General features: G+C 66.2%; 13 protein-coding genes and 2 pseudogenes. 11 read left to right on the plus strand and 4 right to left on the minus strand.

What is annotated here, in order from left to right:
* Nucleotide 1: 1 nt before the first annotated feature.
* Nucleotides 2-286: a helix-turn-helix domain-containing protein gene (locus OG559_RS22820; RefSeq protein ID WP_405106753.1), complete on the plus strand. Its 285-nt coding sequence runs from the start codon at nucleotides 2-4 to the stop codon at nucleotides 284-286.
* On the opposite strand, the gene OG559_RS22825 is transcribed toward OG559_RS22820, so the two are convergent.
* Complete coding sequence (locus tag OG559_RS22825; RefSeq protein ID WP_405106734.1) at nucleotides 283-1,383, minus strand: LuxR C-terminal-related transcriptional regulator; 1,101 nt, start codon at nucleotides 1,381-1,383, stop codon at nucleotides 283-285. The two genes, OG559_RS22820 and OG559_RS22825, sit on opposite strands and share 4 nt — an antisense overlap.
* Before the next feature lie 753 nt (nucleotides 1,384-2,136).
* Between OG559_RS22825 and OG559_RS22830 the strand changes: the two genes are divergently transcribed.
* The 3 genes and pseudogenes from OG559_RS22830 to OG559_RS22840 all read left to right on the plus strand — a co-directional run.
* Nucleotides 2,137-2,364: a hypothetical protein gene (locus tag OG559_RS22830; protein ID WP_405106755.1), complete on the plus strand. Its 228-nt coding sequence runs from the start codon at nucleotides 2,137-2,139 to the stop codon at nucleotides 2,362-2,364.
* Between the two features lie 49 nt (nucleotides 2,365-2,413).
* Nucleotides 2,414-2,683 carry a hypothetical protein gene (locus tag OG559_RS22835; RefSeq protein ID WP_405106757.1) on the plus strand — a complete coding sequence of 90 codons (270 nt, stop codon included), beginning with the start codon at nucleotides 2,414-2,416 and terminating at the stop codon, nucleotides 2,681-2,683.
* 577 nt (nucleotides 2,684-3,260) lie between these two features.
* Nucleotides 3,261-3,407: pseudogene (locus tag OG559_RS22840) on the plus strand (transposase); the annotation flags it as partial.
* Nucleotides 3,408-3,521: 114 nt separating this feature from the next.
* Here OG559_RS22840 and infA read toward each other — a convergent pair.
* Nucleotides 3,522-3,746, minus strand: coding sequence for a translation initiation factor IF-1 (gene infA, locus OG559_RS22845; protein ID WP_387026654.1), 225 nt, complete (start codon nucleotides 3,744-3,746; stop codon nucleotides 3,522-3,524).
* The gene (locus OG559_RS22850) at nucleotides 3,743-4,534 is read right to left on the minus strand and encodes a GNAT family N-acetyltransferase (RefSeq protein WP_405106728.1); all 792 of its coding nucleotides are present in this window, start codon (nucleotides 4,532-4,534) and stop codon (nucleotides 3,743-3,745) included. Before OG559_RS22850 ends, infA begins: the two co-directional genes overlap by 4 nt.
* Nucleotides 4,535-5,275: 741 nt before the next feature.
* Here OG559_RS22850 and fgd point away from each other — a divergent pair.
* The 5 genes from fgd to OG559_RS22875 all read left to right on the plus strand — a co-directional run bounded on the left by fgd (nucleotide 5,276) and on the right by OG559_RS22875 (nucleotide 8,391).
* A complete protein-coding gene (gene fgd, locus OG559_RS22855; protein WP_405106722.1) occupies nucleotides 5,276-6,280 on the plus strand; it encodes a glucose-6-phosphate dehydrogenase (coenzyme-F420) in 1,005 nt (334 codons plus the stop codon).
* Nucleotides 6,281-6,624: 344 nt separating this feature from the next.
* Entirely contained in the window at nucleotides 6,625-6,783 is a 159-nt protein-coding gene (locus OG559_RS22860; protein ID WP_405106759.1) for a hypothetical protein, read from the plus strand.
* A gap of 203 nt (nucleotides 6,784-6,986) precedes the next feature.
* Nucleotides 6,987-7,289, plus strand: a complete 303-nt coding sequence (locus OG559_RS22865; protein WP_405106761.1) for a hypothetical protein — start codon at nucleotides 6,987-6,989, stop codon at nucleotides 7,287-7,289.
* The gene (locus OG559_RS22870; protein ID WP_405106763.1) at nucleotides 7,243-7,563 is read left to right on the plus strand and encodes a hypothetical protein; all 321 of its coding nucleotides are present in this window, start codon (nucleotides 7,243-7,245) and stop codon (nucleotides 7,561-7,563) included. Before OG559_RS22865 ends, OG559_RS22870 begins: the two co-directional genes overlap by 47 nt.
* Nucleotides 7,564-7,578: 15 nt before the next feature.
* Nucleotides 7,579-8,391, plus strand: a complete 813-nt coding sequence (locus tag OG559_RS22875) for an NAD(P)H-binding protein (RefSeq protein WP_405106765.1) — start codon at nucleotides 7,579-7,581, stop codon at nucleotides 8,389-8,391.
* A gap of 302 nt (nucleotides 8,392-8,693) precedes the next feature.
* On the opposite strand, the pseudogene OG559_RS22880 reads toward OG559_RS22875, so the two are convergent.
* Nucleotides 8,694-9,135 (minus strand): annotated as a pseudogene (locus tag OG559_RS22880) (transposase family protein); the annotation flags it as partial.
* Between the two features lie 951 nt (nucleotides 9,136-10,086).
* Here OG559_RS22880 and OG559_RS22885 point away from each other — a divergent pair.
* Both OG559_RS22885 and OG559_RS22890 read left to right on the plus strand, forming a co-directional pair.
* Nucleotides 10,087-10,908, plus strand: a complete 822-nt coding sequence (locus tag OG559_RS22885; RefSeq protein WP_405106767.1) for a phytanoyl-CoA dioxygenase family protein — start codon at nucleotides 10,087-10,089, stop codon at nucleotides 10,906-10,908.
* Between the two features lie 328 nt (nucleotides 10,909-11,236).
* Nucleotides 11,237-14,518: a DUF6531 domain-containing protein gene (locus OG559_RS22890; RefSeq protein ID WP_405106769.1), complete on the plus strand. Its 3,282-nt coding sequence runs from the start codon at nucleotides 11,237-11,239 to the stop codon at nucleotides 14,516-14,518.
* Nucleotides 14,519-14,703: the final 185 nt, after the last annotated feature.

The following is a 14,703-nucleotide window of genomic DNA, read 5'->3' on the forward strand; positions in this document are numbered from 1 at the left end:
GTTGAACAGCCAGATCGCGCAACAGCTCGGGATCGCCCGTCACCCGGTGAGGAAGTGGCGTTACCGGTTCGCCGCCGATCGGCTCGACGGGTTGCTGGACGAGCCGCGGCCTGGCCGGCCCCGCACGATGGCCGACGCCGACGCGGAACGTGTCATCATCACTACGTTGCAGACCACACCGAACCTCTACCTCGACCCGCCCGAACGCGCCGTCGTGCTCTGCGTGGACGAGATCGTCGAGTTCGTCGGGTGCTGTTGCGTCCGTGTGAACGGCTCATGCCACTAGAAGTGGCACGAGATGTCCAAGCTTTCCCGCCCGACCAACTGCTTCCACATGACCGCGAGTTCGATGCGCGACTTGGCGCCCACCTTCTGGAAGATCTTGCGGAGGTGGAAGGCGACGGTGTGGCGAGACAGGAACATCTTGCCGGCGACCTCGGCGTTCGTGAGTCCTCCCGCCACCAGCTCGGCCACCGCGTATTCGGTGTCGGTCAGCGCGGGGATCCGGCTGCTGGGCCAGAACCTCGCCGCGGCCTTGGACGTGTCGTGGCGCCGCAACTTGCTGCGGACCCGAGACGAGTCGCGCGGGGAGCCCGCGTCCGCGTAGGAGCGCATGGCCGTCTCGTAGTGCGTGCATACCTGCCGGAACTCTTCGGAGCTCTCGGACAGGAGATCGCCGATGTCCTCGTTCACCGAGGCTCGGGTCCACGTGTCGCAGCCGGAGGCGACGGCCTGTTGAAGCAGGTTGACGTCCTTCTCGAGCAGCGCATCGAGGTGCAGGGCGGCGGCCTCGATGGCGTGGATGTCCGGGTTCTCCGCGGCGAGCGCCGCCGCGCAACGCCGGACGCGCTGGGCGGTTTCCCGGTCACCCGCCCGCAGCAGGATACGCACGACGAACGACGCCGCCGTAGGCTCGGACAGCAGGAAACCCCGCGTCGACGCTTCGGATTCCAGGAGCGCGCGGGCGAGCGGTACGGCGACCTCCCAGCCCTTCTCCGCCTCGATGATCTGAACGACGAGCCATGCGGGCGAAGCCCAGGGAAAGGGATCCCGACCGAAAAGCACGTCCTCTTTGAGCTGATTGGCATGATGGATCATCGTGGCGAGTTCGCCACGCCGCATCGCGGTGATCGCGCGAACCATATTCCCGATCGGAGCCCACGACGCGTAACGCGGGTCGCTCGCCACGAGCATTCCCGTGCCGCACAGGTTCCCGGCCTCATCGATGCGGCCGTCACAGAGTGCAATCTTGGCCTTGACCAGTGCCGTCACCGCGTTGATCGCAGGATCATCGACCGCCGCCGTGGCCTGGCGCACCGCCTGCCGGGCCTCATCGATACGCCGCAAGTTGGTCAGCAACAGCGCGAGTTGCAGACTCGCCAACGCCGTGCAGCACTCGCTGCCCCGTCGGCACCTCGCCGTCGCCGCCGCCTCAGCCAAAGAGATGGCCGAGACGACGTCACCCTCAAGCCAGACCGAACCAGCTGTATGCAGAATTTCAAGATTGATGCAATTGTGAGTTGAGAGACCTGACGCAGTTAGACCCATAATGCCCAATCGAACTCCCCGAAGTCTTCAAGCACATTTTGAGACATTATGCGCGACTCGATTCCCGAATTGCCTCCACAGCTCAAAGATCAATACTATGGGAGATAGTGATCACCGCATAACGATGACCGCCCCCACAGTCATGGACGACGATACCGCATGGCCGTGGCATGTCAAGGCGAACTTCGATTTGTATAGACCACAATTATTTCTATCAGGTCTGACGGGGTGGGCCGATGGGGTCCTGCGAGTCATTGGCCAGGTGGAGCGGTTGTTGGCGTCGAGCGGTGATCAAATAGGTGGTGACGCTCGGTGATTTTTGTCGTCGATAGGATCGCGGCGAGATGGGAGTCGGACACTGTCAATCTGGGTAGTTGTCGTCGCCACCGAGGGGTTGCCACGATAGTGCACATGGCCAGCGCCATCCGCGCTCGGCACATCGAGAGGCGCCCGTGACCGAGATGCTGCTGCTGAACGGACCGAACCTCGGAATTCTCGGGGAACCGGGAGCCGGAGATCTACGGCAGCGACACGCTAGACGACATCGTCTCGGCCGTGAACGGCGAGGTCACCGCAGCGGGCTGAAAGGTGATCGACGTTCAGAGCGAGAGCAAGGTCGATCTGATCCGCGCCGTACACGCGCACCGTTTCTCGACGGCCGGTGCGGTCGTCGATCCGGGTGCCCCCATGATCGCCGGCCGGAGCCTGCGGGACCCCCTGGCAAGTCTGTGCTGGCTCCGCTGGCGCAAGGCGTCGTCGTGGGCATTGGCTCTCTCGGCTACCGGCTGGCCGCCCGTGCCCTTCTACATCTGCTAGACGGTGGCGAATGGGCATCCGCGATTCCCGGAAAGCGAAGGAAATAATAGTGAGGTTCTGGCTCGGAGCCCTTTTTCGCCGGTGGGCCGGGCTCACCGCACTGCTTCACTCGGACGCCTGGTATGCGGCGGCGCAATTCGCCTGCTGTGACGTGCCGGCCCTCTACCTGTTCAATGTGCCGGTTCACTCAGGCATCGACGACCCGCATCGTCGGGTTCTTTTCTCTCCGCGCATCGAGGTGGACATCGACGGTCTGTGGCTCCTCGACGACGCCGCCGAATGGCAGCGCGGGCCGAAACTCGCACCGAAGTCTGAGTAATTCGGCCGTCCGGGCTGGTTCCCCAGGGGCAGCCCGGACTGTGCCGTCGTTTCGCCGTCCGAACGCGGGCCCGTTCCGCCGGCTCGGCAAGTGGTGAACGTGATCGGCGTCCGGCTCGGGGGCCGGACGCCGATACCCGTTCCTGATTAAGAGCGGTAGCGGAAGCAGATTCGGCCGCGTTTGCGGCGGTGCGCGGCTTGGTCGGTCTTGATCGGGATGGTGGCGCGGATGCCACGAGGTGTTGCGTCAGGTCTGAGTCCGGCAGTACTGGTACGACGAGTCAGGACAGTTGCGATGGCGGGAGGCGAAGACGTCCCGAGCGTAAGAGCCGGAAAGGCACGATGCGGCGGTCTCGCAGCAACATGGCGGCCGATGACGAGACGGAGCCTGGCTCGAGTGCCGTGGTCGAGCGTGGAAGGTCGTGTCACCGCACGATCCGCAGGCCCGGTTCAGCCACAAGCCGGGCCGGGCGAATGGGTCGGGTGCAAGGCTTATCAGACGCAGACCTGCGACAAGGAACGACCGAACGTCATCGTGCACGTCGTGACGACCCCGGCTGCGCAACAGGATGTCGGCGGCCGCTCTTGCCATCACGCTCCTGCTTGAGCGCGGCCAGCGGGTCCGCTACCTGCCAGGTGTGGCGGTCAACCGTATCGCCGGCGCATGCCGCGGCGAGGGCATGACCGACGCCAAGGACGCCGCAGTCATCGCTGGCCAGGCCCGCACCGTGACATGCGTGAGCTACACCTCGATGACACCCTGCCGGCCCCCGGTCACGGGGATGCCGTGACCGGGGATCCAGGATCAGCTACCGCGGATGGCGCCGACCGCCGCTGGGCTAGTTTCGGTACCGGAACACGATCCGGCCGCGCGTCAGGTCGTACGGCGTGAGCTCGACCAGCACCCGGTCTTCCAGATAGATCTTGATGAAGTTCTGGCGGATCTTACCGCTGATGTGCGTGAGTACCCGATAGCCGTTCTCGAGCTCCACGGTGAACATGCCGCTGCGTAGGCACTCGACGACCCGACCCTCGACCTCGACGCCTTTCCTGGTCCTCGTCATCGAACCAGCTCCAGGTTGCTGCTCACCGGCCGGACCCCGATACCCTCGAACAGCGCCGAGGCCGCCTGGTTGGACTCCTGGACCTCAGCCCAGGTCGCGGCGAACCCGGAGCGGTGCAGCGACTCCAGCGTATGGGCCAGCAGCGCCCGCGCGATGCCGCGGCGTTGCTCGCCGGCCCGGACCGCGACCAGCCCGATACGCGGCCGGTTCACCGTCACCACCCGGATCAGACCCAGGTAGCGGTCCGACGCCGCGGCCACGGCGTACATCGACGGGTCGCCGATGGTGTCACCTTCGGGCAGGGCAATCACCTCCGCGGGCATCGACTGCCACCCAACGCTCGCCTCAACCTCGTCACGGATCGCACGGTCCACCGCCCGCAACAGACCCTCGTCCGCCTGACCAGCGGGCACGATCGTCACGCCCGAAGGCGGTAAAACTCCTCCGAGCCCGGTGACCTGCGGGTCGGTCGGCACCGCGTACTCCCACTCACGACGCCGGACCGTGAAACCAGCCCGCCGCCAACAGGCCGTCAACCCGACGTCGGCTTCATCGACCACCGTGTACAGCGGCGCCGACAGCTCCGCCACCACCGCCTCGGCGAGCTGGTCAAAGGTGGCATCACGCCAAGCGTCAATGCTGACGAACAAGCGTCCATCAGACCGGCGCTCCGCATACGTGCGGCCAACCACCACATCGTCATGCAACGCATGCCACTGCCCATCCGCGACACGCGTGATCACCACCGCGTTATCACTCAGGCCAGATATCAAAGGCTTCATGTCCATCGGAGTCTCCTTCCAGGAGTGCCTCGATCTCAGGCGCTCCCGGCGACACCGAACGTCAGCCGCCGGACCGTGACGGACCAAGGGAGCACCCATAGGTGATTGTATTCACGGGTCTCACCTCCCTACAACGAATTCACGGTCAGCCACGACAATAGCAGCGCGTCGCAGCACCACGCAAATTATTTATGCTGGTGTTGCCCCGCACTTACAGGATGAGAAGAAGCGGCCGTGCTTCATGGCCCGCCACGGCCCGGCTCCCGGCCGCAAACGATGCCCGGAAACCGGAAATGCCCTGCTGACGGGATGCCTGCCCTGCCCGGCGATGCCGGATTCGGCAGTGTTCACCGCCGTGGTCGCGCGGGAACGGGGCGCCGGAGCGGCTGCGCAAGTTCGGTCCCGGCTGTACGGCTGCCTGGCGCTGCGGGTGGACGCGCTGTTCGAGCTCACCGACGCCGTCCTGTGCGCCGACCAGGCGGTGACATCGTTCGTGCAGCTGTGCCTGGAGCCTGGAGTTCACCTGCGGCCACGGCGCCCTGTACGACGGGCTGTCCGCCGGGAAGACCGACGACGAGAAGCTGTTCTCCCTGCTGGCGGCGGAACTGCCGCAGGCCGTGGACGGGCCGGGAGACCGGGCGTGGATTGCGGGGCATGACGTCATCGACCCGCGAGATCCTGGTTGACGCCGCCAACCGTCAGGCCGGGGGATATGGATCTCTCTCAATGTAGCCTATCAATGGGAGCATGACTCTGAAGATCGGTTACAAGGCGTCGGCCGAGCAGTTCGGCCCGCGCGAGCTCGTCGAGTACGCGGTCAGCGCGGAAGGCCACGGCCTGGACAGCGTCTGGATCAGCGATCACCTGCAACCATGGCGGCACGACGGCGGACACGCGCCGTTCTCCCTGTCCTGGCTCAGCGCCGTCGGGGAACGCACCGAGCGGGTCCAACTCGGCACCAGCGTGCTGACCGCCACGTTCCGGTACAACCCGGCCGTGATAGCACACGCGTTCGCCACCCTCGGACTCCTGTACCCCGGCCGAGCCGCCCTCGGCATCGGCAGCGGCGAGGCCCTCAACGAGGTCGCGGTCGCACGCATCACCTGGCCCGACTTCAAGGAACGGTTCGCCCGCCTACGCGAGGCCGTGGACCTGATCCGCCAACTGTGGACCGAAGACCGCGTCACGTTCGAAGGGCAGTACTACCAGACCACCAACGTGTCCATCTACGACCGACCCGAAGTACCCGTCCCCATCTACATCGCCGCCGGCGGCCCCGTAATGGCCAAATACGTCGGCCGCAAAGGCGACGGCTTCATCTGCACCAGCGGCAAGGGCATGGAACTATACACCGAAAAACTCCTACCCGCCGTCAAAGCAGGCGCGGACCAGGAAAGCCGCAACCCCAACGCGATCGACAAAATGATCGAAATCAAGCTCTCCTACGACCCAGACCCAGCCCGGGCACTGGAAAACTGCCGCTTCTGGGCACCACTGTCACTCAGCCCCGAGCAGAAGGCCGGCTTCACCGACCCCGTCGAGATGGAAAAAGCCGCCAACGAACTACCCATCGAACAGGTCGCCAAGCGCTGGATCGTCGCCTCCACCCCAGACGAAGCAATCACCCAAATCAGACAGTACGTCGACGCCGGATTCAACCACCTGGTCTTCCACGGCCCCGGACACGACCAAGAACGATTCCTCAGCACCTTCGCCGAACAAGTCCTCCCCGGCCTACGCGACCTCGACTGACGAAACCCGCAACCACCCCACCCAACCGATCACCTCGACGGGCATAGGCACCGGCCCGCGCACGTCGCTGCTCCTCGACGTCGACGGTCCGACCGAGGTGTCCGAGCGGGTGATAGCCGGGCTCGGCGAACGCTGGGAGCTACTCGGGGGTACGCACATGGGCAGGCAGGACAGCTGACCGAGCTGGACGAGGACCTCGTCCAGAAGTCGCACGAGATGGAGACCCTGCTTCGCCAGCAGGGACCGGTCAGCCTCGCCAGGTCGCCGCGCGGGCAGTCCGTGTGGGTGGTCAGCCGGTACGCGGAGGCGCGTCAGCTGCTCTCGCCCCCGGCTGAGAAGGACCAGTGCCCAGGCGGAGCGCCTGGGTCCACGCCAGCGACGAGGGCGACTCGCTGTCCGAGGTCGAACTCGTCTCGATGGCGTTCCTCCTCCTCGTGGGGCGCGAGACCACGGTCGACCTCATCGGCGACGGCGTCCTTGCTCTCCTGCGCGACCCCGCGTAGCTGGCGGCCCTGCGCGAAGACCCCGCGCTGCTGCCGGGAGCGGTCGAGGAGTTCCTGCGCTTCGGCGGCTCGCTGCACTTCGCGAGCCTGCGCTTCACCATCGGCGCCCTGCTCGACCGCTTCCCGGCCATCCGCCCGACCGCGGACCCGGACACCCTCCGCTGGCGCGCGGGCACCCCGATGCACGGCCTGGAACCCTCCCGGTGTGGCTGCGCCAGGACCGGCCTGACTGCCGCCGCTTCTTCCCGATTTCCGGGCATGGCGAAGAAACGTGCGTATCGGCGGTTTTCCGGCTTGCTCGCTACAGCGCCGGGAGATGGCGTGGCCTGTCGCCCGGCCAGGTCGACGACGCTATTCATCTCTACAACCTCGGCTGGTCGCTGGCGCGAGTCGGCCGGCACCTGGGTGTCGAACACGTCGTTGTGCTGAACGAACTGCGCGAACGTGGTGTGCCTGCTCGTGACACTCACGGACGTTTACGCGACGAAGCAGGTAATCATCGATGACCCGAGCTGCAGCTGTGTCAACTCGATCGGCTTCGGCAACGTCCTCGATGGATGCGTCTTCATGTCTTCTGCTAACGTTCCTGTCCAGCCGTCAGCCTTGGACGCGGCGGGGGCCACCCGCGCCGACGCCACCGAGCGCCGCATCACCGGGCTCTATATCAAGGCCGTCGAGCAGTTCAGCTACGATCGAGCCCGGCCGGGGCAGAGCCTGCTGCTGCTGAAATACTTGGATACTGTCGTTCGGCGACGATTCGTTCGAACGTCGGCCCGCTAACCCTTTGGAGAGGCCATGTCTGTTCTTGTCATCGGTGCGTACGGCAATGTGGGCAGCCATGTGGTGGCTGGGCTTGTGTCCGCCGGAGTTACGGTCCGCGGGAGTAGTCGGACGCCGGGGACCGGCGAGTTGCCGGACGCTGTCGAGATGGTCCGCCTCGACCTGGAGAAGCCGGAGACTCTGCCGGCGGCGCTCGAGGGCGTCAAGAAGGTTTTCCTGTACGCCAGCCCGGACGGCATCGCCGAGTTCGTCAGCGCGGCGCAGGCGGCCGGTGTGGAACACGTCGTGTTGCTGTCGTCGGCTTCCGTGGTCGAACCGGCCATGCGGCAAAGCCGGAGCGCGCAGATGCACGCCGTGGTGGAGGAGGCGTTGAAGGAGTCCGGAATGGCGTGGACCTTCCTCCGCCCGACCACGTTCGCAACCAAGCAGCTCAGCTTTGCTCGGGCGATCCGGTCCGGGGAGGTGTTGCGTGTTCCGTTCCTGCAAGGGCGCACCGCGTCGATCCACGAACGTGACATCGCCGACGTGGCGGTCCGCGCGCTGACCGGCGCCGGGCACGAGGGGCAGGCGTACTGGCTGACCGGACCGCAAGCCTTGACGCAGCAGGAGTACATCGAGACGATCGGAGCGGTGATCGGGCGGCCGATCGAGGTCGTCGAGTTGGCTCCGGAGGACGTCGAGCCGAAGATGCCGGAATTCCTCATCCGGACCCTGACCGAGCTCCTTTCGGCTCCGTGCGTCGTGACGTCCGCCGTCGAGGAGGTCACCGGGGTGCCGGCCCGCTCGTTCCGGCAGTGGGCCGAGGACCACGCCAAAGACTTCAGCTGACTGCCTGCTGCTCTCCTTCCTGATGACCGGTCGCATCAACCTGCGCCGGCAGCGGGCAGGCGTCCTGCGCTCGACCGCCGCGATCCTGGCCTTCCTCGGCTTTCTCATCGCCCTCGCGGCGCGAATCCAGCTACTTCACCGTGAAAAGGCGGGCGTGCCGGTCACTGCGCCACGGCGGTGCCGGCGCGCTCATCGGCAATGAAGGAATCGAGCCCGGGTTCGATGAGCTCGGCGGCGCGCCGGATGTCGGCCGTGACCCTCGTGGCTCTGGTTGCCGGCGGGACAGCCGGGCCGGGGGCGGACGGCGTACGAACGACGCCGCCGGCGCCCGGGTACGCCTTGTCGGCGAAGGCCATGACGTCCGGGTTGGTCAGCGCGTCGATCGGGTCGTGGGTGCGGGCGGCGGTCAGGTCGTGCACGGTGCCAGGCAGGGCCGGCGATGCACAGATCAGGCGCCCCTCCCAGTCCGCGATGACCTGCACGTTCGCCCGTGGCGCTTGTGCTTCCCGGAGTAGTACGGCCTCTGATTCGCGACCCGGTCGATCGGGATCAGAGTGCCGTCGAGAATCGCGTACGCGAGCCGGCCGATGCGCCGTATGGCCGTGTTCACGTTCCCGGCGTGTACGCGAGTAGGTCGGTGGCTTCCCGGACGTACCGCGAAGCCGCGGTGACGCTGACCGCGAAGCCGCAGGCCAGGCGGGTGATGGTGGCACCATTGCGGAGACGAGCCAGGGCGAGTAGGGCGGGGGAGTTGGCCGATGCCACCCGCCGGGCTGCGGCCGTGATGGGCAGGCTGTTGAGCGGCCGGAATGGCGTTTGCTGGGCCTTCGGGGTCAGGAACGCCGTGGTCTCGGCGGCACCGTGCCTGCCACCCATGGCTGGCGCGAGCGCCACCGGCCGCAGGCACAGCAGGGGAGGGGCTCGTGAACCGCACCTCCACCCGGTACACCGACCACGTTTCCGCCTCGGGGTCGACGACCAGGTGCGCGGTCTCGGGCAGTCGGCGGCCGATCCCGATGAGCGCGGCGGCGGTCTCGGCCAGCGGCGGCGGGCGCGTGTCCGGCGTCACCCGGACGTGTCCACCGCGCCCGGTGAAGATCCGCTTCGCGTACGGAGCGGGCTCGTCGATTCGGTGCGCCAGGTGCTCGCGAAGCGCGAGCAGGACGCGGCCGGAGGCCTGCGTGGCCGCACGTCCGACCTTGCCGCGCCGCAACTGGGTCGAGCCGGACGGCGGCCCGGTCGACCTGGCGCAGCAGCATGCTGGGCGCGGCCCCGAGCAGACTCACCGCGCCGATGACGTTGCCCTCGGCGAACCGTGCCTCCACTCGCGAGGCGAGCGATGCCGCGGGCACTTCGCCGCGGGCGACCGACCCTGGTCCGCTACGACCCGTGGGGCGCCGCGAACGCGAGCGCGGCGAAGCGGGTAGGTGTGCGGGTGTAGGCACTGGCTGAGCCGCTTGAACGCTTCGGCGCGCAGGATATCGCCGAGGTTCTCGGGCACGATCGCGATCTTGCCGAGGGCGGCGAGCAGGGCGTGCCGGTCCCGGCGGGTGGGCGAAACGGAAGCTTGCGGCCGCTTGAATCCGCCCCGCAGGCAACTGTCAGACCGAGGGATATGGATCCCTTCTCACGCGACCTAGCATCAGCAGGGTACGCGAGACAGCAGCCGTGACAGAGGGGTGGGTGGCAGATTCCGTGGCTGATCCGACCGAAGCCATGCCGAAGAGTCGTGACCGGCAGACGGCGTTGAGCGTGAAACGGGTGCTGACTCGTGAACAGCTGGAAGAGTTCGCCGAGCGCGGTTACATCGTGATCCCGGATGTCGTGCCGCCGGACCTGATAGCCGCTGCCAACGCGGCGGTCGATGAGCAGGTACGCGCGCGTCCGCCGGTCGAAGGGCACGTTGGGGTGGTCTACAGGTTCCAGCAGTTGGAGGAAGCGCCGGTGCTTGCGGCGTTGTTGCGTGACACCTCAGCCTTCTCGCTCGCCGAAGGACTCACCGGGAACGGCGCGCTGGAGTTTCCCGAGACAGTGCAGACCGCACTGACTTACCCGCCCTTCAAGGACGCCCGGGAAAAGCCGCACATCGACGGTGGCAAGGGGCGGAAACCCGGTGATCCCCCATGGACATTCACCATGCTCGCCGGGTTTTTCCTGACCGACCAGTCAAGCGATGACACGGGAAACCTCTTCGTCTGGCCGGGAACACACCGCGATCACGCAAAACTCTTCCGCGAGCGCGGACCCGAGGCCTTCACGACCTACCCGAATGTCAAGCTGCCGGAGCGAGACATGGTGCGCGGTCGTCCGGGCGATATGCTGCTGAAGCACTACCTCCTCGGCCACAACGGCGGCAACAACACTGGCGATTCCGTTCGGCGCACGGTCTACTTCAGGCTTCGGCGCCGGGGGCACGAGGCGACGTGGGGTCAGGCCCTGCAAGATCCCTGGCACGATTTCGCGCCGCTGCGAGGGTTGGTGCCGTCGTCCGGTGAAACCGGTCAGCAGGGTCGGTAGCTGTGAGATCTCGGTAGCTCTACGGCTATCCGCTCGTCGTCGGCCTGCGGACGGTCGCGGCCTGGGCGTGGCCAAGGCCTTCGGAGAGGTTCCGGCTGCGGGGTTCGACGCCTTCTCGCGCGCCGGTGCCCTGGGCCGGCCCAGGGGCGAAGTGCGTGCCGGGCAAAAACGACACCTGGTGCTCCACGGCCTATCTGAATCTGTCCGGTCGGCCGCTGTCGCTGCGCGTACTACGTCGGCAAGCGCGCCACCGGCACCGGCGAGCAAAGCTTGAGGAAGCCGATAATGGGGACAAGAAACCATCAGCGAGGCAGGGGTGGAGACTATTATGCCTGACGTCAACGATCTCGTGGATGTGGCGACCGGTGACGTCATTCTGGCCGAGATCGATGTCACGCTGCCCGGCGTCCTGGCCCTCGTGCTCGAGCGTGCCTACAGGTCGTCCTTCCGCGCAGGCCGGTGGTTCGGACGGTCCTGGATGTCGAGCCTCGACCAGCGCCTGCAGGTGACCGGTGAACGGATCTGCGCGAGGTTCGCCGACGGGGAGATTGTGACGTGGATATCCCCGGGCAGCGCCGGTGATCCCCCCGCTATCCCGGTAGCCGGCCCCGCATGGCCGTTGCGGCAGAACCCGGACGGCTCCTACGCCATCAGCGACCCGCAGCGCGGCCTCACCTGGCAGTTCGAACGCCGGGCCGGATATGAGGACGACGAACTGCCCCTGATCTCGGTCACGGACCGCACAGGTCACGAGATCGCCTTCAGCTACGACGCGGTCGGCCGCCCGCTCAGCATCGTCCACTCCGGCGGCTACCGCGTCCTGGTATCGGTCACCGGCGAGCGCGTCACCGCGCTGGCCCTCGCCGGCCGCGACGGCCAGGAGGACATCCCCCTGCGCCGCTTCGAATACGACGATTCCGGCAACCTGTCCGGCGTCGTCAACTCCTCCGATGTGCCGCGGCGCTTCACTTACGACGGCGCGGGCCGTCTGACCGGCTGGACCGACCGTAACGGCTACTCCTACCACTACACCTTCGACTCCGAAGGCCGGTGCGTCCGCGTAGAAGGCCCCAACGGTGCCCTATCCGGCACCTTCGCCTACGAGGCCGGCATCACCCGTTGGACCGACATCGACGGAGCTGTCACCTCCTACGCGATCACCGAGTCTGCCCAAGTCGCCGCGATCACTGACCCGATCGGGAAAACGGCGCGGACGGAATACGATGAACGTGGCCGTGTCACAGTCCGCACCGACCCCCTCGGCAGGGTCACGCGATTTGTCTACGACGACCGCGGCAACCTGCTCTCGGTAACCAATCCAGACGGGCGCGAGTCCCACGTCGAAGTCGATGAGGCCTGCCTCCCGGTACGGATTACCGGGCCGGACGGAAGTTTCTGGCTGCAGGCTTTCGACAAGAACGGCAATCTCACCGAACTGACCGCGCCCGACGGCTCGATGCTCAAGTACGGGTATGACAGCCGAGGGCATCTTGTCGAGGTAGCCAGTGCGGATGGCGCGGTCACCACGATGGAATGTGATCCCGCCGGGATGCCCGTGACCGTCACCAAACCCACCGGTGAAACGACCCGGTACGAGCGCGACCAGCTAGGACGAGTCGTGCGTGTCATGAGCTCCGACGGCGGGGCAACGGCCTATGCATGGACGACGGATGGCCTCCCTGTCTCCCGGACCCTGCCGGACGGGTCAACCGAGTCCTGGGCCTGGGACGGCGAAGAGAACCTGCTGCGACGGATCTCCGCCACGGGATCGGTCACGTCGAACACTTACGGGCCATTTGATCAGCTTGTGTCGATCACCTGGCCGGGCGGCACACGCAGCGAGCTCGAGTATGACCACAACTGCCGCCTCACATCGGTAACCCACGGCGGGCTGAAGTGGCAATACGAGCTGGACTCCGCCGGCCGGCTGAGTGCGGAGACCGATTACAACGGAGCTACCACCCAGTACTGGTATGACGCCGCAGGACAGCTCGTACACCGTGTGAACGCCAGCGGCCATGAGGCCTCGTTCGCCTACAACCTGCTTGGCAATCTGGCGTCTTATCACCCCGCAGATGGCGCGGTGACGACGTTCGACTACGATCCGGCAGGCCGCCTCTTGCGCGCGAAGAACGACGACGTGGACCTGGTCTTCGTCCGGGACTCGCTCGGACGGGTGGTCACCGAAAGTTGCAACGGTCGCGCGGTCACCAAGATCTACGACGCGGCCGGAAGGGTAGCGAGCCGCGTCACTCCGTCCGGGGCCGGTACTGCCTGGTTCTACAACACAGCCGGATTGGCTTCGGCACTCACCGCCGACGGCAGGGAACTGCGGTTCGGCTATGACTCCGCCGGACGGGAAATCCATCGGGACCTGCCCGGAGGAACTGTCCTCACCCAGGAATGGGACCAACTCGGCCGCCTCGTGACTCAGGCCCTCATCAGTTCGGCTGCTTCCTCCAGTCCGGAAGGATCCAAGGTCTCGGGGCAACTGCTCCAACGGCGCGCGTATACATACAGCCCAGACGGATTCGTCACGGGCTTGCAGGACCAGCTCGCCGGCGACCGGGCGTTCCGTCTCGATTCAGCTGGGCGTGTGACCGCCGTTACTGGCCGAGGTGACGGATGGTCGGAGCAGTACGACTATGATTCCGCGGGCAACATCGTGAATGCCGTCTGGCCGGCTTCGGGCACTGGTCCTGCTGCCGGAACCCTGGAGATGTCATCGCAAGGCCCCCGTGAGATAGACGGAACCCTCACCACCCGGGCCGGGAACATCCGCTACCGCTACGACGCCGCTGGGCGCGTCATAACGCGGACGCAGACACGGGTATCCGGCGATCCTGACACTTGGCGCTATTCCTGGGACGCTGACAGCCGGCTTTTCTCTGTCGCCCTCCCCGACGGGAGCAAATGGCACTATCAATACGACCCCGTTGGCCGCCGCATCGGCAAGCGCCACTTCTCCTCTGACGGCCGGCTACTGGAGCAGACGCGGTTCTCGTGGGATGGGGGAGTTCTCGCCGAGCAAGAGGACCTTCATGGCGATAGCGAGAAGGTCACCACATGGAATTACCGGAACGATTCGTTCATCCCGCTCACTCAGGCCTCGCGAACCGTTATCCGTGCAGGTTCCGAAGAGGAGGGAATCGACGAAGAATTCTACTCCGTGGTTACAGGCGTGAGTGGTACACCGATCGAACTCGTCTCCTCCGACGGGGTCATCGTCGGCGAGCAGCGGCACACACTGTGGGGGCAACCCTCCTGGCAGCGCGACACCGCGACCACCCCGCTGCGATCTTCCGGTCAGTATTGCGATCAAGAAACCGGGCTGCACTACGACAATCACCGCTATTATGATCCCGAGACCGGCGCTTATCTCTCCCCTCACCCCCTAGGGCTGACGCCTGCGCCAAACCCTCACGCGTACGTCCCGAATTCCCTTATCGCCAGCGATCCTCTCGGGCTTTTGAACCGCGAAGAAGCGGCGTGGGTGAAGGCGGCAGATAGATGGATAGGTTCTCTGTTTCTTTCTCACCATCACCTGCAGGTTTACGCTGGCGTTGACGGGTTCGACGCGCGCCTATTTGCGGGTGGGGGGCGGCCGTGATGGAGTCGGCACGTGCCCGAGATGCCCGCGGTCCCCAATGAGGCCGTGAGGCCGTGAGGCTGAGGGCTGCGAACGGGGGGCTGCGGGAGCGGCACGGAAGCACGTGCTGATCGCCGTGTGCCCCAGGGGCATCGCGTTCTGGGGTTGCCGCTGGTCGCGGCGGTGATGAGGTCGTGTGGGCGGCG

The organism is Micromonospora sp. NBC_01405 (assembly GCF_045040155.1).
Classification (GTDB): domain Bacteria; phylum Actinomycetota; class Actinomycetes; order Mycobacteriales; family Micromonosporaceae; genus Micromonospora.

Coding starts and splice junctions, on each gene's coding strand:
- infA (WP_387026654.1), bottom strand. CDS start 3,746: ATGACGAGGACCAGGAAAGGCGTCGAGGTCGAGGGTCGGGTCGTCGAG.
- OG559_RS22850 (WP_405106728.1), bottom strand. CDS start 4,534: ATGGACATGAAGCCTTTGATATCTGGCCTGAGTGATAACGCGGTGGTG.
- fgd (WP_405106722.1), top strand. CDS start 5,276: ATGACTCTGAAGATCGGTTACAAGGCGTCGGCCGAGCAGTTCGGCCCG.
- OG559_RS22875 (WP_405106765.1), top strand. CDS start 7,579: ATGTCTGTTCTTGTCATCGGTGCGTACGGCAATGTGGGCAGCCATGTG.
- OG559_RS22890 (WP_405106769.1), top strand. CDS start 11,237: ATGCCTGACGTCAACGATCTCGTGGATGTGGCGACCGGTGACGTCATT.